This is a genomic window from Pseudomonas sp. MDT1-16, assembly GCF_054898115.1.
In genome coordinates, this window is the sequence record NZ_CM142717.1 from 4,840,560 (window position 1) to 4,860,906 (window position 20,347).

Annotated in this window: 19 protein-coding genes, 3 pseudogenes and 1 riboswitch; of the genes and pseudogenes, 6 read left to right on the top strand and 16 right to left on the bottom strand. The window is 60.5% G+C overall.

From position 1 onward, the window contains the following. The first annotated feature begins 32 nt into the window (after window positions 1–32). From ACYZT3_RS22160 to ACYZT3_RS22170, 3 genes are read left to right on the top strand one after another with little or no spacing between them, the layout of a single operon-like run. Window positions 33–491 carry a tripartite tricarboxylate transporter TctB family protein gene (locus tag ACYZT3_RS22160; protein ID WP_462030770.1) on the top strand — a complete coding sequence of 153 codons (459 nt, stop codon included), beginning with the start codon at window positions 33–35 and terminating at the stop codon, window positions 489–491. A gap of 1 nt (window position 492) precedes the next feature. Further along, window positions 493–2,007 (top strand): tripartite tricarboxylate transporter permease, encoded by a 1,515-nt coding sequence (locus ACYZT3_RS22165; RefSeq protein ID WP_462030771.1) that lies wholly within the window; start codon window positions 493–495, stop codon window positions 2,005–2,007. Further along, window positions 2,000–3,040 carry an AbrB family transcriptional regulator gene (locus tag ACYZT3_RS22170; protein WP_462030772.1) on the top strand — a complete coding sequence of 347 codons (1,041 nt, stop codon included), beginning with the start codon at window positions 2,000–2,002 and terminating at the stop codon, window positions 3,038–3,040. The genes ACYZT3_RS22165 and ACYZT3_RS22170 overlap by 8 nt, the downstream gene beginning before the upstream one ends. A gap of 115 nt (window positions 3,041–3,155) precedes the next feature. On the opposite strand, the gene ung is transcribed toward ACYZT3_RS22170, so the two are convergent. Continuing rightward, window positions 3,156–3,851, bottom strand: a complete 696-nt coding sequence (ung, locus tag ACYZT3_RS22175) for a uracil-DNA glycosylase (RefSeq protein ID WP_462030773.1) — start codon at window positions 3,849–3,851, stop codon at window positions 3,156–3,158. Window positions 3,852–3,983: 132 nt separating this feature from the next. Here ung and ACYZT3_RS22180 point away from each other — a divergent pair, with 132 nt between their 5' ends. Beyond that, window positions 3,984–5,087, top strand: coding sequence for an enoyl-CoA hydratase/isomerase family protein (locus tag ACYZT3_RS22180; protein WP_462030774.1), 1,104 nt, complete (start codon window positions 3,984–3,986; stop codon window positions 5,085–5,087). A 60-nt stretch (window positions 5,088–5,147) separates the two neighbouring features. Here the strand turns inward: ACYZT3_RS22180 and ACYZT3_RS22185 are convergent, their stop codons facing one another. After that, window positions 5,148–5,597 (bottom strand): hypothetical protein, encoded by a 450-nt coding sequence (locus ACYZT3_RS22185; protein ID WP_282377233.1) that lies wholly within the window; start codon window positions 5,595–5,597, stop codon window positions 5,148–5,150. A gap of 388 nt (window positions 5,598–5,985) precedes the next feature. After that, a riboswitch (guanidine-I (ykkC/yxkD leader) is annotated at window positions 5,986–6,085 on the top strand. A 135-nt stretch (window positions 6,086–6,220) separates the two neighbouring features. Here ACYZT3_RS22185 and ACYZT3_RS22190 point away from each other — a divergent pair. Continuing rightward, a pseudogene (locus tag ACYZT3_RS22190) lies at window positions 6,221–6,802 on the top strand (amidase family protein); the annotation flags it as partial. Here ACYZT3_RS22190 and ACYZT3_RS22195 read toward each other — a convergent pair. The 5 genes and pseudogenes from ACYZT3_RS22195 to ACYZT3_RS22215 all read right to left on the bottom strand — a co-directional run. Further along, window positions 6,790–6,942, bottom strand: a pseudogene (locus ACYZT3_RS22195) (IS256 family transposase); the annotation flags it as partial. The pseudogenes ACYZT3_RS22190 and ACYZT3_RS22195 overlap by 13 nt on opposite strands. Window positions 6,943–6,981: 39 nt before the next feature. Further along, the gene (locus tag ACYZT3_RS22200) at window positions 6,982–8,229 is read right to left on the bottom strand and encodes an RNA polymerase sigma factor (RefSeq protein WP_462030775.1); all 1,248 of its coding nucleotides are present in this window, start codon (window positions 8,227–8,229) and stop codon (window positions 6,982–6,984) included. Further along, entirely contained in the window at window positions 8,229–8,612 is a 384-nt protein-coding gene (locus tag ACYZT3_RS22205) for an SRPBCC domain-containing protein (RefSeq protein WP_462030776.1), read from the bottom strand. Before ACYZT3_RS22205 ends, ACYZT3_RS22200 begins: the two co-directional genes overlap by 1 nt. Window positions 8,613–8,639: 27 nt before the next feature. Then, the gene (locus ACYZT3_RS22210) at window positions 8,640–8,984 is read right to left on the bottom strand and encodes a YciI family protein (protein ID WP_282377237.1); all 345 of its coding nucleotides are present in this window, start codon (window positions 8,982–8,984) and stop codon (window positions 8,640–8,642) included. Between the two features lie 112 nt (window positions 8,985–9,096). Further along, complete coding sequence (locus ACYZT3_RS22215) at window positions 9,097–9,522, bottom strand: YybH family protein (RefSeq protein WP_462030777.1); 426 nt, start codon at window positions 9,520–9,522, stop codon at window positions 9,097–9,099. Window positions 9,523–9,663: 141 nt separating this feature from the next. On the opposite strand from ACYZT3_RS22215, the gene ACYZT3_RS22220 reads away from it, so the two are divergent. Continuing rightward, a complete protein-coding gene (locus ACYZT3_RS22220; RefSeq protein WP_462030778.1) occupies window positions 9,664–10,149 on the top strand; it encodes a GNAT family N-acetyltransferase in 486 nt (161 codons plus the stop codon). A gap of 92 nt (window positions 10,150–10,241) precedes the next feature. On the opposite strand, the gene ACYZT3_RS22225 is transcribed toward ACYZT3_RS22220, so the two are convergent. The 9 genes and pseudogenes from ACYZT3_RS22225 to ACYZT3_RS22265 all read right to left on the bottom strand — a co-directional run. After that, entirely contained in the window at window positions 10,242–10,739 is a 498-nt protein-coding gene (locus ACYZT3_RS22225) for a GNAT family N-acetyltransferase (protein ID WP_282377241.1), read from the bottom strand. Window positions 10,740–11,146: 407 nt separating this feature from the next. Next, complete coding sequence (locus ACYZT3_RS22230; RefSeq protein WP_282377242.1) at window positions 11,147–11,839, bottom strand: response regulator; 693 nt, start codon at window positions 11,837–11,839, stop codon at window positions 11,147–11,149. Further along, complete coding sequence (locus ACYZT3_RS22235) at window positions 11,836–14,529, bottom strand: DUF4118 domain-containing protein (RefSeq protein ID WP_462030779.1); 2,694 nt, start codon at window positions 14,527–14,529, stop codon at window positions 11,836–11,838. The genes ACYZT3_RS22230 and ACYZT3_RS22235 overlap by 4 nt, the downstream gene beginning before the upstream one ends. Before the next feature lie 54 nt (window positions 14,530–14,583). Continuing rightward, entirely contained in the window at window positions 14,584–16,653 is a 2,070-nt protein-coding gene (gene kdpB, locus ACYZT3_RS22240; protein WP_282377244.1) for a potassium-transporting ATPase subunit KdpB, read from the bottom strand. Between the two features lie 11 nt (window positions 16,654–16,664). Next, the gene (gene kdpC / locus ACYZT3_RS22245) at window positions 16,665–17,345 is read right to left on the bottom strand and encodes a K(+)-transporting ATPase subunit C (RefSeq protein ID WP_462030780.1); all 681 of its coding nucleotides are present in this window, start codon (window positions 17,343–17,345) and stop codon (window positions 16,665–16,667) included. Window positions 17,346–17,355: 10 nt separating this feature from the next. Further along, window positions 17,356–19,062: a potassium-transporting ATPase subunit KdpA gene (gene kdpA / locus ACYZT3_RS22250; RefSeq protein ID WP_282377246.1), complete on the bottom strand. Its 1,707-nt coding sequence runs from the start codon at window positions 19,060–19,062 to the stop codon at window positions 17,356–17,358. A 167-nt stretch (window positions 19,063–19,229) separates the two neighbouring features. Next, a complete protein-coding gene (gene kdpF / locus ACYZT3_RS22255; RefSeq protein WP_282377247.1) occupies window positions 19,230–19,328 on the bottom strand; it encodes a K(+)-transporting ATPase subunit F in 99 nt (32 codons plus the stop codon). A gap of 260 nt (window positions 19,329–19,588) precedes the next feature. Then, the gene (locus ACYZT3_RS22260; protein ID WP_282377248.1) at window positions 19,589–20,077 is read right to left on the bottom strand and encodes a GyrI-like domain-containing protein; all 489 of its coding nucleotides are present in this window, start codon (window positions 20,075–20,077) and stop codon (window positions 19,589–19,591) included. A 67-nt stretch (window positions 20,078–20,144) separates the two neighbouring features. Continuing rightward, window positions 20,145–20,276, bottom strand: a pseudogene (locus ACYZT3_RS22265) (LysE family translocator); the annotation flags it as partial. Between the last annotated feature and the right edge of the window lie 71 nt (window positions 20,277–20,347).

The window sequence follows — 20,347 nt, forward strand, 5'->3', positions numbered from 1 at the left end:
CGTTCTGCGGGGCCGCGGCACAGGAGTTTCCCATGTTCTTACAACGCATTTTTGCTTCGGTGCTGTTGCTGGCCTGTGTTGGCCTGGCACTGATGGCGTGGCCGTATCAAGCGTCTTTTTCCTACGAACCGGTGGGGCCGCGAGCCTTCCCGCTGTTGATGCTCGGCCTGATGGGCCTTGGCCTGCTGTACATGGTGTTTCGCCCGACGCCGATTGTGCACAGTGACGATGACCCGAAACTTGACCGTGAAACCCTGACCAAAATCGGCATCTGCGTCGTGCTGTTGCTGGTGTTCGCCGGGACCTTCGAACCCCTTGGTTTCATTGTCGCCAGCATTCTGATTGGAATTCCTATGGCACGCCTGTATGGCGGCCGCTGGCTGCCCAGCGTGGTGATCATCAGCCTGATGGCGATCGGTCTTTATCTGCTGTTCGACAAGGTGATGGACGTGCCACTGCCGCTGGGCGTGCTCGACGTTCTGGAGAACTGATATGGATACTCTTGGCTATTTGGGTCAGGGCTTCGGCATCGCGCTGAGCCCGTACAATTTGGTGACCGCGCTGTGCGGCACCCTGATCGGCACCGTCGTCGGGCTGTTGCCAGGCCTGGGCCCGATCAACGGCGTGGCGTTGCTGATTCCGATCGCGTTCGCCCTCGGTCTGCCACCGGAGTCGGCGCTGATCCTGCTGGCGGCGGTGTACCTGGGTTGTGAATACGGCGGCCGGATCAGCTCGATCCTGCTGAACATTCCGGGCGAAGCCTCCACCGTCATGACCACCCTCGACGGTTACCCAATGGCCCGCAAAGGTCTGGCCGGTGTAGCGTTGTCGCTGTCGGCGTGGAGTTCGTTCATCGGTGCGTTCATCGCTACGTGCGGCATGGTGCTGTTCGCCCCGCTGCTGGCGAAATGGGCGATTGCCTTTGGACCGGCGGAGTATTTCGTGCTGATGGTGTTCGCGATTGTCTGCCTGGGCGGCATGGCCGGTGATCGACCATTGAAGACGTTTATTGCCGCGCTGATCGGCCTGTTTCTGTCGACCGTCGGGATCGATGCCAACAGCGGCGTGTACCGTTTCACCGGGGACAACATCCATTTGACTGACGGCATTCAGTTCGTTGTGCTGGTGCTGGGCTTGTTCTCCATCAGTGAAATCCTTCTGTTGCTGGAAAAAACCCATCGCGGCCAGGAAGCGGTGAAAGCGACCGGCCGGATGATGTTCAACTTCAAGGAAGCGTCATCAGTGTTCGTGGTGAACATCCGTTGCGGTCTGCTCGGTTTCATCATGGGCGTTCTGCCGGGTGCCGGCGCAACGCTGGCCAGTGCCGTGGCCTACATGACCGAAAAACGTATCGCCGGCGCCAAGGGCACGTTCGGACAAGGCGACATGCGCGGCCTCGCGGCTCCGGAAACCGCCATCGGTGGCGCAGCCTGCGGTGCCCTGGTGCCGATGCTGACCCTCGGTGTTCCGGGCTCCGGCACCACGGCGGTGATGATCGGCGCTCTGTCGCTGTACAACATCACCCCGGGTCCGCTGCTGTTCCAACAGCAACCCGACATCGTCTGGGGCCTGATCGCTTCGTTGTTCGTCGCCAACATCATGCTGGTGATCCTCAACATCCCGATGATCCGCATCTTCACCCGCATCCTTGCCGTGCCGAACTGGGCGCTGGTGCCCGTGATTGCGATCATCACCGGGATCGGCGTCTACGCGGTGCATGCCACCACCTTCGACTTGTTCCTGATGATCGGCATCGGCATCTTCGGTTACATCCTGCGCAAGCTGGACTTCCCGTTGTCGCCGGTCCTGTTGGGCTTCATTCTCGGCGGCCTGATGGAGCAGAACCTGCGTCGCGCCCTGTCGATTTCCAATGGTGCGCTGGAAATCCTCTGGTCGAGCCCGATCACCTTTGGTGTCTGGGTGCTGACCGCAATCATGCTGCTGATGCCGATCCTGCGAATCTGGCGCAAACGTTCGGTAGCCCGACGCGCTATCGCCGATGTCTGATCGAACACCCTTCAAAGCCTGGTGGGGAACCCCGCTGGTCGGTCTGCTGGGCGGTTACCTCGCCAGTCAGATCGGCTGGCCACTGCCGTGGATGGTCGGCTCGTTGCTGGCGATCATCCTGGTGCGCTGCCTGACACCCTGGCAATTGGCGGAAATCCCTGGCGGCCGCAAGTGCGGCCAGTGGATTGTCGGTATCGGCATCGGCCTGCACTTCACCCCGGTGGTGATGGAGCAGGTCCTGAGCCACTTCGGTCTGATCTTCTTCGGTGCGTTGGTCACCAGCCTGTCGGCCGTGGTCGGGGTCTGGTTGATGCGGCGTACCGGTGAAGATCGCGCTACGGCGTTCTTTTCCAGCATGCCGGGCGGTTCCGGGGAGATGGTCAACCTCGGCGCGCGTAACGGCGCGGTGCTCAGCCGTGTTGCGGCGGGGCAAAGTCTGCGGGTGTTGGTGGTGGTGCTGTGTGTGCCGGCGGCGTTCAAGTATTTGCTGGGCGGCGATGCACCGATTTTTCATCCGTCCACCGTCAACGGGTGGTGGCTCGCTCTTCTCTTCCCGGCGGGGGCCTTGGCGGCGTGGCTCTGGGAACGTCTTCGTCAACCCAATCCGTGGCTGTTCGGGCCGTTGTTGGTGAGTGCGGCGGTGAGCATTGGTTGGGACCTGCACATCGGTTTGCCCAACGGCGGCAGCCAGATCGGCCAATGGCTGATTGGCAGCGGGTTGGGGTGTCACTTCAATCGGCAGTTTTTCCGTCGCGCCCCGTCGTTCATGGGCCGGACCTTGATCGGCACGGTGCTGACCATGTTGATCGCCACGCTGGCGGCATTGGGGTTGAGTGCGCTGACCCACCTGGATCTGCGTTCGCTGACCTTGGGCATGATGCCCGGCGGGATTGCGGAGATGAGCCTGACGGCGGAGACCCTGCAATTGTCGGTGCCGCTGGTGACGGCGATGCAGGTGATGCGGCTGTTGTTTGTGCTGTTTCTGGCAGAGCCGTTGTTCAAGTATTGGAATAGGCAGCCCGACTCCCCCTAACCTGATCGTTCCCACGCTCCGCGTGGGAATGCCTCAACGGACGCTCCGCGTTCGGCTCTGGATGGGACGCAGAGCGTCCCGGGCTGCATTCCCACGCAGAGCGGGGGAACGATCATTACGCCACTGGCGGCAACCGCCATTCGATCGGCGTCTCGCCATTCTGCTCAAGATACTTATTGGTTCGGCTGAAGTGCCCGCAGCCGAGGAAGCCGCGATAAGCGGACAACGGTGATGGATGCACTGAGGTCAGCACCAGGTGCTTGGTGGCGTCGATCAGTTTCTGCTTGCTCTGGGCATGCGCGCCCCACAGCAAAAACACCAGATGTGGTTGGTGTTCGCTAACCACTTCGATAATCCGATCGGTAAAGTGCTGCCAGCCTTTACCCGCATGGGCGTTGGCGTTGGCACGTTCCACGGTCATGGTGGTGTTGATCATCAGCACGCCCTGGTCGGCCCAGCTTTGCAGGCAGCCGTGGCCCGGGATGTCGATGTTCAGGTCGCGTTTCAACTCTTTATAGATGTTCACCAATGACGGCGGCGCCGGTACGCCCGGTTGCACCGAGAAGCACAAGCCGTGGGCCTGTCCCGGACCGTGATACGGGTCCTGGCCGAGAATGACGACTTTGACCTTATCCAGCGGCGTCGAATTGAGCGCATTGAAAATCATCGGTCCTGGCGGGTAGATTTCCTTGCCTGCCGCGCGCTCCTCTTGCAGGAAGTTGCGCAACTCTGCCATGTAGGGCTGGTCGAATTCGGCACGCAGTGCCTCCTTCCAGCTCGGTTCGAGTTTGATACGGTCGTCAGCAGTCATGGTTACATCCGGCAAAAACAATGGAGCGAACCCTAGGAAAGCCCATCACGCTTGTCAATTGATCTGACGCAGATCCGGCACTTTCCTGCATAGCGATCATACTGAACGCTCAAATTCCCAATCGAGGTCACGATGAATCTGCACTTCGAAGAACTCACCGGCACCGACGGCGCACGCATCGGCATCGCCAGCCTGGATGCCGAAAATTCCCTCAATGCCCTGTCCTTGCCGATGATCAACGCCTTGCGCGATCAACTGGACGCCTGGGCCAAAGAGCCGCAAATCGTCTGCGTCGTGTTGCGCGGCAACGGTGCCAAGGCCTTTTGCGCCGGCGGTGAAGTCCGCAGCCTGGTGGAAGCCTGTCGCACCCATCCAGGCGAAGTGCCGCCGTTGGCCGCGCACTTTTTTGCGGCGGAATATCGCCTGGACTTCAATCTGCACACGTACCCTAAACCGCTGATCTGCTGGGGGCATGGCTATGTGCTCGGCGGCGGCATGGGGCTGCTGCAAGGGGCGAGCCTCCGGATTGTCACGCCGAGCAGCCGCCTGGCGATGCCGGAAATCAGTATCGGTTTGTACCCGGATGTCGGGGCCAGTTGGTTTCTGTCGCGCCTGCCCGGCAAGCTCGGATTATTCCTCGGCCTGACCGGCGCCCATATGAACGGACGCGATGCGATCGATTTGGACCTTGCCGACCGTTTCCTGCTCGATGAACAGCAAGAAAAGCTGATCGAAGGCCTGCTGCAATTGAACTGGCAGGAACAGACGGCGATGCAGCTCAACAGCCTGCTCAAGGCGTTGCAGCAGGAAGCGCTCGCGCAAATGCCCGATGCCCAGTGGCTGCCACGACGCCAGCAGATTGATGAGCTGCTGGATGTCAGTGACGTGCGCTGCGCCTGGAAGGCGATCAGCCAGTTGCGCGACAACACGGATCTGCTCCTCAGTCGTGCCGCGAAAACCATGAGCGAAGGCTCGCCCCTGACCGCTCATCTGGTGTGGGAACAGATCGCCCGCGCCCGGCACCTGTCGTTGGCTCAAGTCTTTCAGATGGAGTACACCATGAGCCTCAACTGTTGCCGTCATCCAGAGTTCAGCGAAGGCGTGCGTGCGCGGTTGATCGACAAGGATCAGAAACCTCACTGGCACTGGCCGGACATCAACAACGTGCCGGATGCGGTGGTGCAAGCGCATTTCCACAAGGCCTGGGAAGGTCGGCATCCGCTGGCTGATCTGTAGGAGTCCTGACATCCGGGCATAAAAAAGCGGCGCTTCATGCGCCGCATTTTTTATGAGTGTTTAACGGTGGCCGCCTCGGCCATCGTGATCGCCGCGACCGTTGTGATCGCCGCGTCCGCCACGATTGTCCCGTCCACCATGTCCGCGATAGTCGTTGTCCCGACCGCCGCGGTTACGGCCGTCCCAACCGTGGTTCTGATGGGCCCGATAGTCGCCTCGTTGCGACTGGTAATAGCGTGGTGCCGGTTGATACACCCGCGGCTGGTGGTAATACCGCGGTGTTGGCTGGTAATAACGCGCTGGCGGTGCGTAGTACCGGCGTGGTTGCGTGTAATAACCGCCGTCACCTGAATAGTAAGATCCACCGGAATAATAGGCTGGCGCTGGCGAGGTATAGACCTCGGAACTGTAGTAGCTGGCTCCTCCATCGGAATAGGGTACACATGCACCAAGAGACAATCCCAATAAAACAATCAGAAGAATTTGGCCGAGCTTTTTTCGACAGAGCATGGCGGCCTCCTGGACCGCGAGTGAGCCACACCAGCGACGCTGGCAGGCGACAGTCAATTATTCGGTGACAGTCGAAAGATCAGACATCGAATTCCAAATCTGGTGCGTTCCTGAAATAGATTGAAACAAGTCGCCGATGAAAGGTTTTCACCTTCCCCCATAAAAAACGGCGCCTCCATGGACCCTGCGGCGCAACGTAAACCTACGGATTAGCGGCCAGCACGTTCCATTGCGGTGCAGCACGCACCATCAAAAGGCAACACCCCCTCCCCGTCCCAACGCGCCGACCCCGTAATCCCCCGAGCCAGAGCGCTCAAACCAACTTGGCACGGCTCTCGCTTTAGCAAAGACGTGCAGGAGTCATCACAGGTTCGCGGCTCCACAATTTGCAATGGCTGACTAGGGTCCGGCTCGCTAAGGCGAGCGGCTGGTCCGAGAGTTGGCGACCTCCAGTTGAGGTTACACGGAGGGATAAAAGCCCCGGAGACAAGCCACCGTTCACGGTGCCGCGTTGACTCCTGCCCGCCCTTGATCAACTGGAGAACCACCCATGTCCCAGCTTCGTTTACCCGCCCTGCTTGCCGCTGCTTTCGCAGCCTTCGTGAGCGTCTCGTCCCAGGCCGCTCAGAAAGACGCGATTGCTTTATGAAGGCCCGTGGGTGGCCGAACGCTACAGCGTGGCAGGCGAGTTGATGGAGAAAAACCCGGAAGCGGTGCTGCCGGTGATTCGCGCGGTGCTGGCCAAGGCTCCAGCGGTGAACGGCGTGCAAACGTTCCGCGCCCAGTATCGACTGCAAGTGCTGAAGGCTCTTTGCGACAAGGCGCTGGACGGCCTCGATTGCGTGCTCACACCCACCCTCGGCCGCCCCGTCACGCTGGCGGAACTGGACGCCGAACCGGTGCTGCGCAATTCGGAACTGGGCTATTACACCCATTTCATGAACCTGCTCGATTACGCCGCCGTCGCCGTGCCCAGCGGTTTCATGGGTAATGGTTTGCCTTGGGGCATAACGCTGTTTGGCCGGGCATTTACCGATCAATATTTGTTGAGCGTGGCGGACGCCTTGCAACGCCAGCAAGGTTCGGCCGCGCCTGCACTGACAGCTGCCGCGCGTAATGACCGAGCGCGATTGGTGGTGTGTGGCGCGCATCTGGATGGGCTGGCGTTGAACTGGCAGCTCAAGCAGCGCGGGGCTCGCTCGATCAATGCCTTTTTGAACGCCATCGAGGCGTCCTGAATGGCTTCTGCACTCATCGGGCCGTTTACGAACTGATCAATCAGCTCTTTGGGAATGGTTGGAAGGTCTCGCGTGGCCTCACGGGCCGGTTTTTTCTTAGTCGGCATACATGCACCTCTTCAACATGTTATGCCCGAACACAAAATTTATGACACTCCCCGATCCAACGCCTTAATCCGGGCCTCAATAAACCGTCGTTCCGGCACCTGCTGCGTCAACTCCAACGCCCGCTCATAAGCCGCCCTCGCCTCCTCAACCCGCCCCAACTGCCGACAAAACTCGGCCCGTGCCGAGTGCGCCAAGTGGTAATCCAGCAACTCACCCCGCGCCAGAATCCCTTCAACCAACGTCAGCCCCGCCAACGGCCCATCCCGTTTTGAAATCGCCGCCGCACGGTTCAATTCAATCACCGGCGAAGGCACCGCCTGCAACAACACGTCATACAGCCCCACAATCTCCAGCCAGTCCGTTTGCGCCGCCGTGGACGCTTCGGCATGCACCGCCGCAATCGCCGCTTGCAAGCAATATGGCCCGAAACCCCGGGTCGTCAGCGCCCGCTCCACCAGTGCACAGCCTTCAGCAATCATCCCGGCGTCCCACAACGTACGATCCTGCTCATCCAGCACGATCAACTCCCCGCTCGCTGACGTCCGCGCCGGACGTCGGGACTCATGCAGCAGCATCAGTGCCAGCAGCCCCATCACTTCGGATTCGGGCAGCAGTTCCATCAACAAACGACCGAGCCGAATCGCTTCGCGGGTCAAATCCTCACGGGTCAGTTCGGCGCCGACTGACGCGGAATAGCCTTCGTTGAACACCAGGTAAATCACCCGCAGCACGCTGTCCAGGCGCTCGGGCAATTCCGCCAGGGTCGGCACCTGATAAGGAATTTTCGCGTCACGGATTTTGGCCTTGGCGCGCACAATGCGCTGGGCGATGGTCGCAGGCGCCGACAGAAAGGCCCGGGCGATTTCCTCCGTGGTCAGGTCGCAGACTTCCCTCAGCGTCAACGGCACCTGCGCGTCCGCCGCGAGTGCCGGGTGGCAACAGGTGAAGATCAGGCGCAGGCGATCGTCTTCCACGTCTTCGTCACTCCAGTCGGCCTGCTCCAGCGCCTCCAGTTGAGCGATCAACATCGGTTGCGACGCGATGAAGCGTGCGCGTCGACGCAACACATCGATGGCCTTGAAGCGCCCCGTGGACACAAGCCAGGTGCGCGGATTGTCCGGCACCCCGTCACGCTGCCAGCGCTCGACCGCGATGAAAAACGCCTCGTGCAAGGCCTCTTCGGCAAGGTCGAAATCGCCGAGCAACCGGATCAGGGTCGCCAGAATTCGCCGCGAGTCTTTGCGGTAAACCTGCTCGACCTGCGCACGTACCGATTCGCCAGACATCAGTCGGGCATGCCTTCGGTCACCAACGTCACCAACGTCACCAGTCGATCGAGACTTTGTCCCCAACCGTCGTGAAAACCCATGGCCTCGTGTGCCTGGCGATCTTCCTCGCTCCAGTGCAGGGTGCGGGCGGTGTAGAGGGTTTTGCCGTCGCGGTCTTCGAGTGTCACTTCGGCAGACATGAACGGCTTGCCCGAAGGAATCCAGCCGGGGGTGAAAGCGTCAGTGAAGACCAGCCGTTCAGGGGCAACGATTTCCAGAAACACGCCGATGGTCGGGTACTCTGTGCCGTCCGGTGCGCGCATCAGGGTGCGAAACTGGCCGCCGACCCACAGGTCCATTTCGCACTCGGCAGGCTGTTTTTTATAGGGTTGCGGACTCATTAAGATCTCCTGTTTTGTGAATGTTACTCAGGGACTCAACTGGCGAACGGGACGCACCTCGACACAGCCAACCCGGGCCGCCGGGATGTTGCCGGCGACCTGGATGGCTTCATTGAGGTCCTTGGCATCAATCAGGTAGAAGCCGGCCAACTGCTCCTTGGTTTCGGCGAATGGGCCGTCGGTGATCGACATTTTGCCGTTGCGCATGCGCACGGTGGTCGCGGTCTGCACCGACTCCAGCGCCTCGGCGGCGACCATTCGGCCGCTGCCCTGGATCGACTCGGCATAGGCCATGCATTCAGCGTCCTCCGGGCTTTCGGGCAGCGAGTGCAACTCGCGTTCGTTGCTGTAGACCAGGCATAAATACTTCATGGAAAGCTCTCCATTCTTGGGGCTCTGCCCTGATCGAACTGATCAACTATGGCTGCTGATTGAGACTTTAGCGCTGTTTCCCGACGATCAGCCCGACAAATCAGTCCGACGCTCACGGTTCCAGGTTGAACAGCGCCGTGCCGCTCATCATGTCGAACGGGGCGGACCAGTGTTCGTGGACGATGCGCCATTGCCCATCGTCGCGCCGATAGCAGGCGGTCACGCGCATCCAGCAGGCCTGGGTTTCGCCCTTCTCGTTAGTGCCGCCGCAATGGGCCAGCCAATGGGCGAAGGCGATGTGTTCGTCCGCCACGATGTTCATTTGGTCGAAGTCAAACGTGTGCGCGCCCTGGCACATTTCCAAGCACTCCTGCCAATGCGCGCGGTAGGCCGCTTTGCCCCGAAATTGCAGGGCCTTGACCGCGTCGTAGGAGACGATGTCGTCGGCATACAGGGACATGAGTTTCTCGACATCCTTGGCGATGAACGCCTGACGATAGGTGTCGATCAGGGTCTGGATCTCGTGTGTAGCGTTCATGGTGGTTCTCCGTGGTTTTTGTGGTGAAGACACCCCTAGTCGTCTGGCGAAAAGCCAAATCGACAGCCCAAATAAAAATAATCCAGGAACGCAAACTCGTTAGAATCCGAAACACATTTATGTTGGAAAAAGGACACTCCAGTGACAGCCCGACTCGTGCCTTACGAAAGCCTTAACGCGCGCCAGCGCCAGCAGGTCGAGGCCATTGAAGTTCACAAAGAACAAATCAAGTTTTCCGGCGACATCCACGGTGCATTGCACACCTTGCTGTCCAAACCCGGCCCCGGCGTCCAGGGATTTGCGCTGCTGGCCGAGGAAATTCCCGTGGCCTTTCTGCTGCTCAAGCGCCCGCCCGTATTGCCGGCGTGGGCCAATGAACACAGCGCCACCCTGCATGCGCTGCAAGTCGATCATCGGGCTCAGGGCAAAGGCTATGGCAAGGCCTGCCTGCAAGCCTTGCCCGACGTGGCGCGTCAGGCGTTTCCTGAGATCAAAGCGCTGGAGCTATCGGTGGATGCGGACAACGAGGCCGCCATCGCGCTCTATGCGAAATTCGGCTGGGTCGACAGCGGCGAAGCCTACAAGGGCCGTATCGGGTATGAACGGCGCATGAGTCTGACTTTCTGAGGTGGTTAGGGCAGTAACGATCAGGATGGCCAACGCAACAAGGTCTGAATTTAGTCCATTAAAAACTTATCTCAAGAAATCATTTGCTCTTCTCAAAGATCCAACACCATCTCATGCCACGCCATCCCGCCGTGGTCCGAGGCGGAAGGCTTGATGTAGGCAAACCCGAACCCGGCATAGAGCGGAATGTGCCGCTCCTTGCACATCAGGTTGATGCTGGTCTTGCCCAACGCGCGCATCCGCTCGATGAATTCGCCCATCAAGCGTTTCGCCAAACCTTGACCCTGGTAATCCGGGTGCACCACCACCGACATGATCACCACGTGCGGGCCGGCCGGGTCGTGGCCGATCAGTTCCTTTAACGCCTCGTCCGACATTTGCACCTGAAACGCCGCACCGGAATTGATGAAACCGGCGACCATGCCATCGACTTCGGCGACGATGAAACCCTCGGGCCAGGTGGCGATGCGGGTGGCAATCTTTTCGCGCGTAGCGGCTTCGTCGCCTTCGTAGGCCACGGTTTCGATGGCGTAGCAGCGGTCCAGATCAGCAGGCAGGACGTATCGGATAACAGGGTTCGTCGAGTTCATGGCGCTGCGCAGACCTTGGGGCAAAGTGAGATGACAGGATAACGCTCGCCGAGTCTAACAATACTTGCTTGCTCTCGAACGCCCAATACCCACCTCTCGTATGAAGTGCATAGGGTTCAAGGACGGCGCCGTAAAGCTTTCATATAACCGCTACCCAAGGCCCTGGGTTCGTATTATCTATTGAGTCCTCGACGATTGACGACACCCTGTCACGGCAGGTTGAGCGCTCCTCGCCCCACCCCCAGGACTTTGATCATGAGCTCGACTCAAATCGGCCTACTCGTATTGTTCAGCATTACCTCGTTCGGTTTCATCACGCTGTACATCGATTTCCTGCACGAGCGCCGGATCAAAAAAGACAAGTGAGTGACACACGGCCAGGCGCTGCGACCAGCGTCCGCCGTGCTTTACAGCCCCACCAAGCGATATCCCACCTGCAATTCGGTGATGAAATGCTGCGGCTGGGCCGCATCGGCCTCCAGTTTTTGCCGCAAGTGCGCCATGTGCACCCGCAGATAGTGAGCACGATCGACGTAATCCAGGCCCCACACTTCCAGCAGTAGCTGGCGATGGGTCATGACCCGGCTTTGTCCGCGAATCAGCGCGCACAGCAAGCGATACTCGATGGGCGTTAGATGGACCGGTTGGTCCTCGCGCCGGACCTCGTGCGTGGCCATGTCCACCTCGATCATGCCGAATGTCACCTTGCTGGTGACCGCGGTGGTCCCGTTTTGCACATGCCGACGCAACTGGGCGCGGATACGCGCGAGCAACTCGGGCACGCCGAAGGGTTTGACCAGATAGTCGTCCGCCCCCGCATCCAGTGCGGCCACTTTCTCCTCTTCACGATCACGGGCCGACAGCACCAGAATCGGCACCGTCATCCAGCCCCGCAGCTCGCTGATCAATTGTTTGCCGTCACCGTCGGGCAAGCCCAGATCGACAATCACCAGATCCGGTTGACGACTGGCGGCGTGGATCAGGGCGCGTTTGACGTTGTCGGCCTCGAACACCTGAAAACCTTCGTCTTGCAGCGCGATACCGACGAAACGACGGATGTTGGCCTCGTCCTCGACAATGAGGATGCGTGCACTGGTCATAGCGATTCCATGGAAGGCGGGTGACCCGCCGGTAGAGTGATCACAAAGCGGATGCCCGAGGTGGCCTGAGGCTGAGCCTCGATGGTTGCGCCATGGGCCTGGACAATACGTCTTGCCAACGCCAACCCAAGGCCGATGCCGGCAACGGCCGACTCCTGCTGCCCCCGAGTGAACGGTTCGAACAAGCTCTGAGGCGTGATGCCCTGAGGACAACCGGGACCGGCGTCGATCACCTCCAGCACAATGCTGTCCTCCTCTTGCCGGGCCGCAACCTGTACCAGCGTTCCGGCCGGGGTGTACTTGGCAGCGTTGTCCAGCAGGTTGACCAGAACACGCTCGATCAACAGCGCATCGACTTCCACCAACGGCAACCGCGGCGACAGCGCGGTGCGCACCACATGCCGCGCCAACGGCTCGCGCAGTTGACGCAAAGCGCTGCCGACGATTTCCTCCAGTGAGTGCCATTGCCGGTTGAGGCGTACACCGCGTTCCTGCATCCGGGCCATGTCCAACAGGTTTTCGATCAACCGCTGCATGGAGCTGGCCTGATCGCGGATACCGCCCAGCAACTGCGCCAGTGGTCCGGGCGGCGCATGGGGCGCCGCTGCATCTGCCGCGCCGATAATGGTGGTCAGCGGCGTGCGCAGGTCATGAGAGATCGCGGCCAGCAGGGTATTGCGCATGCGCTCACCCTCCATCTGCACCAGAGTGCTTTGCGCCACCTCGACGAAATGCACCCGCTCCAGCGCGATTGCCAGTTGGCTCATGCAGGCCTCAAGCAGGCGCTGCTCTTCCGGCTCGTTCAATCGCTCGGGTTCAGCCAGCTCGAGCACCAACACTCCGCGCACGCGCATTGGCGCCTTCAACGGCAAATAGCGGCCCTGAGCGGCGGCCAGCGTATCGGTGCCCTGACCGGCAGGTTGGCCATGGTCGTAAACCCATTGGGCAATGCTTTCATCGATCGGGAATGCTCCGGCGCCACGAGCGTGGACACTGTCTGTGGCGTCCGGCAGTGTCAGCCCGACCCGCGCTTCAAACACGCCGCTGAAGGTGCGCAGTGCCACCTCCGTGATCTGTTCCACCGTCAGCGCCGCCGACAAGTCGCGCGCCAGCCTGGCCAACGACGTCGCGCGCCGCTCACGACCGGCGGCGGTGCGGGCTTCATGACGCAAGCGTGCCGTGAGCTGCCCGGTGATCAACGCAATACCCAGCATCAGGGCGAAGGTAAAGAAGTACTGGGTGTCGTTGACCGTGAACGACCAGCGTGGCTGGACGAAAAAGAAATCAAAACACAGCACCGCCAGCATCGCTGCCCAGACACCTGGCCCTCTCCCATAACGCAGGGCGACCAGCACCACCGTGAGCAAAAACAGCATGACCACGTTGGCCAGATCAAACACCTGCAACAGCAAGGCAGCCACCGCCGTGGCGGCAAAACAGGCCAGGCTGGCCCACAGATACGCCGGTGCCCTGCTGGGTGGCAGCGCTGCATCAGTATTCACCGCAACCGCAACCACCATGGGCAACGGGCCATGAGCGATGACAATCTGATCGATCTCGGGATGGCGACGGCTGATGCGGTCACTGACCGACGGGTGCCAGAACTGCCAGACCTTGCGCGGGTAATGCCCCAACACCAGGCGGTTGGCGTTGTGCTCACGAGCAAACGCCACCAGCGCCTCGGCCACGTCCATGCCGGACAGCGTGGCGGTGTCGGCACCGAATTCGGCGGCCAGCGCCAAGGCCTTCATGGCGGCGGCATAGCGGCTCGCATCTGCGCCACGGCGCTGCACCGAAGGCACATGGACGACAATCCAGTCCGCCTCAAGCTTTTGTGCCAGACGCGCCGCTTCACGAACCAGACGATCATCCGAAGGGTGCCCTGCCACTCCGACCAGCAAACGCTCGCGCGCGGGCCAGAGGGTGTTGATGGACCGCTCGCGGCGATAGACGCGCATCTGTGCATCGACGCGATCAGCGGTACGCCGCAGCGCCAGCTCGCGCAAGGCCAGCAAGTTGCCCTTGCGGAAGAAATGCCGGGACGCGCGCTCGGCCTGGGGCGGCAGGTAGACCTTGCCTTCCTTGAGGCGGCGCAGCAGGTCATCGGGTGGCAGGTCGATCACCACCACTTCATGAGCATCGTCGAACAGATGATCGGGCACGGTCTCGCGCACCCGGATGCCGATGATCCCGCTGACGATATCGTTGAGACTTTCCAGGTGCTGGACATTGAGGGTGGTCCAGACGTCGATGCCGGCGCGCAGCAGTTCTTCGACATCCTGCCAGCGCTTGGGGTGACGCGAACCGGGAACGTTGCTGTGGGCCAGTTCATCCACCAGCAGCACCGCCGGACGCCGCGCCAACGCAGCATTTAGATCGAACTCGCTGAGGGCGCACTCGCGATGCATCACGTTGTAGCGCGGCAGCAGTTCCAGGCCGGCGAGCAGTTCCGCGGTTTCCCGTCGGCCATGGGTTTCTATCACGCCAGCCACCAGGTCACGGCCCTGGTTCACTTCGCGTTGGGCCGCGGTGAGCATGGCGCAGGTTTTCCCCACCCCTGCGTTGGAACCGAAATAGATGCGCAGTTTCCCGCGCAGGGCGGCCTGTTCGTCCTGTTGCAGCTTCTCCAACAGCGCGTCGGGATCTGGGCGGCCATCACGTGAAGCGATGAACGTATCAATAACGGGCATGGCAATCCTTTTGAACTGCACGGCGCCACACAGGGCGCCGTGCAGTCAGTCCTTTCAAACCAGGCCGAGCCCGGCCAACAGCATGTCGATCACCTTGATCCCCGCGAACGGCACCAGCACGCCACCCAGTCCATAGATCAGCAGGTTGCGATTGAGCAACGCCGCCGCGCCGATGGCTCGATAGGTCACGCCCTTGAGCGCCAGCGGGATCAGAAACACGATGATCAGGGCATTGAAGATCACCGCGCTGAGAATCGCCGAGTTCGGGCTGCTCAGGTGCATCACATTCAGGGCGCCCAGTTGCGGGTAGGTCGCGACGAATGCGGCCGGTACGATAGCAAAATACTTGGCCACATCGTTGGCCACGCTGAAAGTAGTCAACGCGCCGCGAGTCATGAGCATCTGTTTGCCGACCTCCACCACCTCGATCAGCTTGGTCGGGTTGCTGTCCAGATCGACCATGTTGCCCGCTTCCTTGGCGGCCTGAGTACCACTGTTCATAGCCACCGCCACGTCCGCCTGGGCCAGTGCCGGCGCATCGTTGGTGCCGTCTCCGGTCATTGCCACCAGCTTGCCTTGGGTCTGGTAGTCGCGGATCAGTTGCAGCTTGTCTTCCGGCCGAGCCTCGGCAAGAAAGTCGTCGACCCCGGCTTCCACGGCAATCGCTGCCGCCGTCAGGCGGTTATCGCCGGTGATCATGACGGTCTTGATACCCATGCGCCGCAGTTCGGCAAAGCGCTCTTTGATGCCACCCTTGACCACGTCCTTGAGCTCGACTACGCCCAATGCCTGTTGGCCATCGCACACAACCAGCGGTGTACTGCCACGGCGCGAGACTTCATCGACCCTGGCCTGCAACTCGGGCGGGAAGCTGCCGCCCAGCGCCTCGATGTGCAGTCGAATGGCATCTGCCGCACCTTTGCGGATGCTCCGGCCGCCCGCCAGATCGACGCCGCTCATGCGGGTTTGCGCGGTGAAATGCACGAAGCTGGCGCGCAGCGCATTGAGGTCCCGCGCCCGCAGGTCGAACTTCTGCTTGGCGAGCACCACGATGCTGCGCCCTTCCGGCGTTTCGTCGGCCAGCGAGGCCAGTTGCGCGGCGTCGGCCAGTTCCGATTCCTTGACCCCGGGCGCCGGCAGGAAACTGCTGGCCTGGCGGTTACCCAAGGTGATGGTGCCGGTCTTGTCCAACAGCAGGACGTCAATGTCGCCCGCCGCTTCCACTGCTCTCCCGGAGGTGGCAATGACGTTGGCCGCCATCATCCGGCTCATGCCCGCCACACCAATAGCCGACAACAGACCGCCAATGGTCGTGGGGATCAGACAGACCAGCAGCGCCACCAGCACCGTTGCGCTGACCACGTCGCCTCCGCTCATGGCCACCGCGAACATCGAGTACGGGCCCAGCGTCACGATCACCAGCAGAAACAGAAAGGTCAGACCCACCAGCAGAATGGTCAGCGCCACCTCGTTGGGTGTCTTCTGGCGCTTCGCGGATTCGACCATGGAAATCATGCGATCCAGAAACGACTCGCCGGGGTTGACGCTGATGCGCACCACCAGCCAGTCCGACAGCACTTTTGTCCCGCCGGTGACCGATGAAAAGTCGCCGCCCGCTTCGCGAATCACCGGTGCCGATTCGCCGGTAATCGCGCTTTCATCCACCGACGCCACGCCTTCAATCACCACGCCATCGAGGGGCACCAGATCGCCGGCTTCGATCAACACCACCGCGTCCTTGAGCAGTTCGCTGGAAGGCACTGGCATCCAGGCGGAGCCATGCCGAGGCTGTTGCAACAGCTTGGCCATGGTCTGGCGCTTCATCCCGCGCAAGCTGGCCGCCTGGGCCCGGCTGCGGCCCTCGGCCAGGGCTTCGGCGAAGTTGGCGAACAGCACGGTGAACCATAGCCACAACGTGATGCTGAGAATGAAGCCACTGGAGGCTTCACCCTTGCCGACCAGTGATTGAAACCACAACAGCGTGGTGAGAATGCTGCCCAGATACACCACAAACATCACCGGGTTCTTCCACTGCGACTGGGGCAACAACTTCTTGAAGGCATCCAGGCACGCCGTGAACAACAACTTACGGTCGAACAAAGGCAAACGAGCTTGCTTACTCATAGTTGTTTCTCTTACTCACTGGCCGCAAGGGGTGGCTGATGCGCGGGCGCCAGAGCATCCAGCGCGAGGTTGAGTTGCAGCACATTGACCCGGGGCTCGCCGAGCAGGCCGAAGGTGCGTTGCTCGGTGTGGGTATTCACCAGCTTCAACAGATCGGCTTCCGGCAGGTGGCGCAGGCGTGCGACGCGCGCCGCCTGAATCTGTGCGTTGGCCACCGAAATATGCGGGTCCAGGCCTGAAGCCGACGAGGTGACCGCATCCACCGGCACCTGCGCATCTGCCGCCAGGCCGTTCTGCCGGCGGTAGGCTTCGACCCGCATGGCCACGGCGTCGATCAACTTCTGGCTGGTAGGGCCAAGGTTGCTGGCGCCACTGGAACCTGCGTTGTACGGCTGCGCCACGCTCTTGCTCGGGTCCAGTGGATCTGCGCCGAGGGTCATGCTCGCACGGCCCTGAAAATATTCGGGGCGGGTGAAATGCTGGCCGATCACCGCCGAACCGATCACCAGCCCGTCCCGTTCAACCAGGCTGCCCTGGGCCTGAAACGGGAACAGCACGTTGGCCACCAGCGTGGTGAACAACGGATACGCCACCCCGGTCAGCAGCATGAAGAACGCCGCCGAAATCAGCACCGGGCGCAACAGCCCGGTAAACAGAAATTGCACCTTGGTTTTTGTTTGTACTTGAGTCATCACAGCGCCCTCACTTGTAGGTCTGGCCGGTCAGCAACTGCAGTTGCTCGACCAGCGGGCCGAGCGCGAGCGCCGGCAGGAACGTCAGGCCGCCCACCACCAGCACCACGAACACCACCAGGAACATGAACAGCGGTGTGGCGGTCGGGATGGTGCCGGCACCGGCCGGGATGTTCTTTTTCATCGCCAGAGAACCTGCGACCGCGAGCATCGGCAGCATGGTGAAGAAACGTCCGAGCAACATGGCAAGACCGATTGTGGTGTTGAAGAACGGCGTATTGGCATTCAATCCGGCGAACGCCGAACCGTTGTTGGCAGTGCCCGAGGTGTAGGCATAAAGCACCTCGCTGAAGCCATGGGGCCCCTGGTTGTTGAGGCTGTTCAGGGTGTCCGGCCAGAGTGCCGCCAGGGCGGTGAAGCCGAGAATGCAGATGGGGTGCGCCAGTACCGAGAGCATGACCAGCTTGATCTCCCGTGCCTCGATCTTCTTGCCGAGGAATTCGGGACTGCGGCCGATCATCATGCCCACCAGAAACACCGTCAGCAGCGCGTACTGGATCAGGTTGATAAAGCCCACGCCGTCACCACCGAACACGCAATTGAGCATCATCTGCGCCAGCGGTACGAAGCCGCCCATGGGTGTCAGCGAGTCATGCATGGCGTTCACCGAGCCGGTGGTGGCGCCGGTGGTGGTGGTCACGAACAGGCTGGTGTCGGCAATCCCGAAGCGCAGCTCCTTGCCTTCCATGTTGCCGCCACTCTGGGTTGCCGACAGCACCTGGTCCGCGCCCACCCGGGTCAGCAGCGGGTTGCCACTTTGTTCAGCCGTGTAAACGATGCTCAGAAAGCCGACGAACATCACCAGGAACGTGCCAAAGAATACCCAGCCCTGACGCCGACGCATCAGCATGCTGCCAAAGGTGTACGTCAGCGCCGACGGGATCAGCAGCATGCTGAGGATATGCAGCATGTTTGTCAGCGGAGTCGGGTTCTCAAACGGATGTGCGGCGTTCATGCTGAAGAAACCGCCGCCGTTGGTGCCGATGTGCTTGATTGACTCAAAGCTCGCCACCGCGCCGACGATCAATTGCTGCTGCGCACCTTCCAGTGTGGTGGCCAGGGCCTGGGAATTCAGGGTCTGCGGCATGCCTTGCCAGACATAAACCAGCGCCATGCCAAAACACAGTGGCAACATCACCCGGTACAGCGTGCGAGTGAAGTCCACCCAGTAGTTTCCGATATCAGCGGAATTCGACCGACTGAGGCCGCGAATGAAACCCGCCGCCGCCACAACGCCCGCTGTTGCGCCGACGAACATCAGGAAGGTGATGACAGCCATCTGGCTGAAATTGGACAGGCTGGTTTCACCTGAATAAGCCTGCCAGTTGGTGTTGGTGATAAAGGACGCAGCGGTATTGAACGCCAGATCAGGAGTTTGCGCGTTCAGCCCCAAGGGGTTAAGCGGCATGAAACCTTGCAAGCGCAACACGATGTAACCCAGCAACATCATCGCCGCGTTCGACAGCAGCAGGGCCGAGCCATAACGTGCCCAGCCCATGGTTTCGGCCGTATCGATCCCCAGCAGACGATAAGTAGCGCGCTCCGCCAAGGCATGGTTGCGCCCGGTAAATACCAGGGTCAGCCACTTGCCCATCAACACGGCGAGTCCGGTCATCAACCCGAGAATCACCGCAAATTCCAGCATAGTGCTCAACATGTCGATGCTCCGTTCAAATCTTGCCCATGGCGACGATGACCATGGCTGTCGCAGCAAAAAACACCACGCTAACCCCCATAAAGATCAGGTCGTACATTGCCGATTTCCTTTCTCAAGACCGCCCTGGCGGGCTGATAAAAAAGCCTGTGCCGCAATGACTGCGGCCATCAGAACTTCTCTGCACGGATAAGGGCGTAACCCAGGTAGACAAACAACAGGGCGGCACACAGGCCGCTGGCGATGTAAATGAACTCGAGTGTTAACAAGACAGCTCCCCCTGACAAAACGAAAGGACACCCGCAATCGGGTACCGGCAGAGCGCGTCAGTGCAAAAAAACGCCCTGAATTCGCGCTCTCATCGGCGCCTTGCAGGTTAAGTGAGGGGGCATCAAGGACGGACACTGATTGGGGGCAACGGTATTAAGACGGCGTATAGATCGAGCGAAACGGACGGTGTGCGGGGGTGTTGCGAGGAGTCAACGACAGTCACGAACGGGCACAGTGAAGTGCCCGTCCGGGGCTTGGGTCAATCCGATTTGAGCGGCAGCCAGATTTCCAGCACACCGGTGTTGAGTTTCGGATTGAAGTCGTCGCTGTAGCGTTCGAATTCCGGGGCGTCCGCCGCTTCTTTACCGGACTGCGGCAACCAGGTTTTCCAGATGTATTGAAAAGTCTGCGGCAAGGTATCCAGCGAGCCCTTGTGCTCGAACACCGCGTAGTGCTGAGGCTGGACCTCAATCCAGCGGTACTTCTCAGGCAGGTCGTCGAGTTTGCTGATTTCAACGCCGGCGATGTATTCGAAACCACCCTTGCCATCCGGATTGCAGCAGACGCCGTAGGTCACTTCGTTCTTTTGACCGGGAATTTTGCCAATTTCGGGAATGAATTTCTCCCAGAGATCGGGGATGCCACTGGTCGTATCCGCGGTAAATCGTCCGCCAAGCCCGGCAATGAGCAGAAAATGCCCGCTCTCGAAGCGTGGCTCGGCCAGTTTGACGTCTGCTTGCTCATCCATGACTCAACTCCTGGAACAAAAAAGTGGGTTCGGCTGGAAGTATAGAAGCCAAACCCGATTCGCCCAATTACAGTGCGTGCAACTGCTCGACGGCGCCTGCGTCGACGAACTCGTTATAACCCGATAGGATCACGTAGACCGCGAAATAGCAGAAGATCGCCGCCGATGCCATATAGGAATAACGCAGCAGTTTGTCACCCTTCGGGCAAATTTGTTTACATAGTCGCTGGACAGTTTGCCACATCAGCCCTTACATTCCGCCACAGGTCA

Bases quoted from the DNA above. Each gene is read 5' to 3' on its own strand.
- ACYZT3_RS22185 (WP_282377233.1), bottom strand. From the start codon at position 5,597: ATGCTCTGTCGAAAAAAGCTCGGCCAAATTCTTCTGATTGTTTTATTG.
- ACYZT3_RS22180 (WP_462030774.1), top strand. From the start codon at position 3,984: ATGAATCTGCACTTCGAAGAACTCACCGGCACCGACGGCGCACGCATC.
- kdpB (WP_282377244.1), bottom strand. From the start codon at position 16,653: ATGAGTAAGCAAGCTCGTTTGCCTTTGTTCGACCGTAAGTTGTTGTTC.
- ACYZT3_RS22230 (WP_282377242.1), bottom strand. From the start codon at position 11,839: ATGACCAGTGCACGCATCCTCATTGTCGAGGACGAGGCCAACATCCGT.
- kdpC (WP_462030780.1), bottom strand. From the start codon at position 17,345: ATGACTCAAGTACAAACAAAAACCAAGGTGCAATTTCTGTTTACCGGG.
- ung (WP_462030773.1), bottom strand. From the start codon at position 3,851: ATGACTGCTGACGACCGTATCAAACTCGAACCGAGCTGGAAGGAGGCA.
- ACYZT3_RS22200 (WP_462030775.1), bottom strand. From the start codon at position 8,229: ATGTCTGGCGAATCGGTACGTGCGCAGGTCGAGCAGGTTTACCGCAAA.
- ACYZT3_RS22160 (WP_462030770.1), top strand. From the start codon at position 33: ATGTTCTTACAACGCATTTTTGCTTCGGTGCTGTTGCTGGCCTGTGTT.
- ACYZT3_RS22260 (WP_282377248.1), bottom strand. From the start codon at position 20,077: ATGGATGAGCAAGCAGACGTCAAACTGGCCGAGCCACGCTTCGAGAGC.
- ACYZT3_RS22205 (WP_462030776.1), bottom strand. From the start codon at position 8,612: ATGAGTCCGCAACCCTATAAAAAACAGCCTGCCGAGTGCGAAATGGAC.
- kdpA (WP_282377246.1), bottom strand. From the start codon at position 19,062: ATGTTGAGCACTATGCTGGAATTTGCGGTGATTCTCGGGTTGATGACC.
- ACYZT3_RS22235 (WP_462030779.1), bottom strand. From the start codon at position 14,529: ATGCCCGTTATTGATACGTTCATCGCTTCACGTGATGGCCGCCCAGAT.
- ACYZT3_RS22165 (WP_462030771.1), top strand. From the start codon at position 493: ATGGATACTCTTGGCTATTTGGGTCAGGGCTTCGGCATCGCGCTGAGC.
- ACYZT3_RS22215 (WP_462030777.1), bottom strand. From the start codon at position 9,522: ATGAACGCTACACACGAGATCCAGACCCTGATCGACACCTATCGTCAG.
- ACYZT3_RS22225 (WP_282377241.1), bottom strand. From the start codon at position 10,739: ATGAACTCGACGAACCCTGTTATCCGATACGTCCTGCCTGCTGATCTG.
- ACYZT3_RS22210 (WP_282377237.1), bottom strand. From the start codon at position 8,984: ATGAAGTATTTATGCCTGGTCTACAGCAACGAACGCGAGTTGCACTCG.
- ACYZT3_RS22170 (WP_462030772.1), top strand. From the start codon at position 2,000: ATGTCTGATCGAACACCCTTCAAAGCCTGGTGGGGAACCCCGCTGGTC.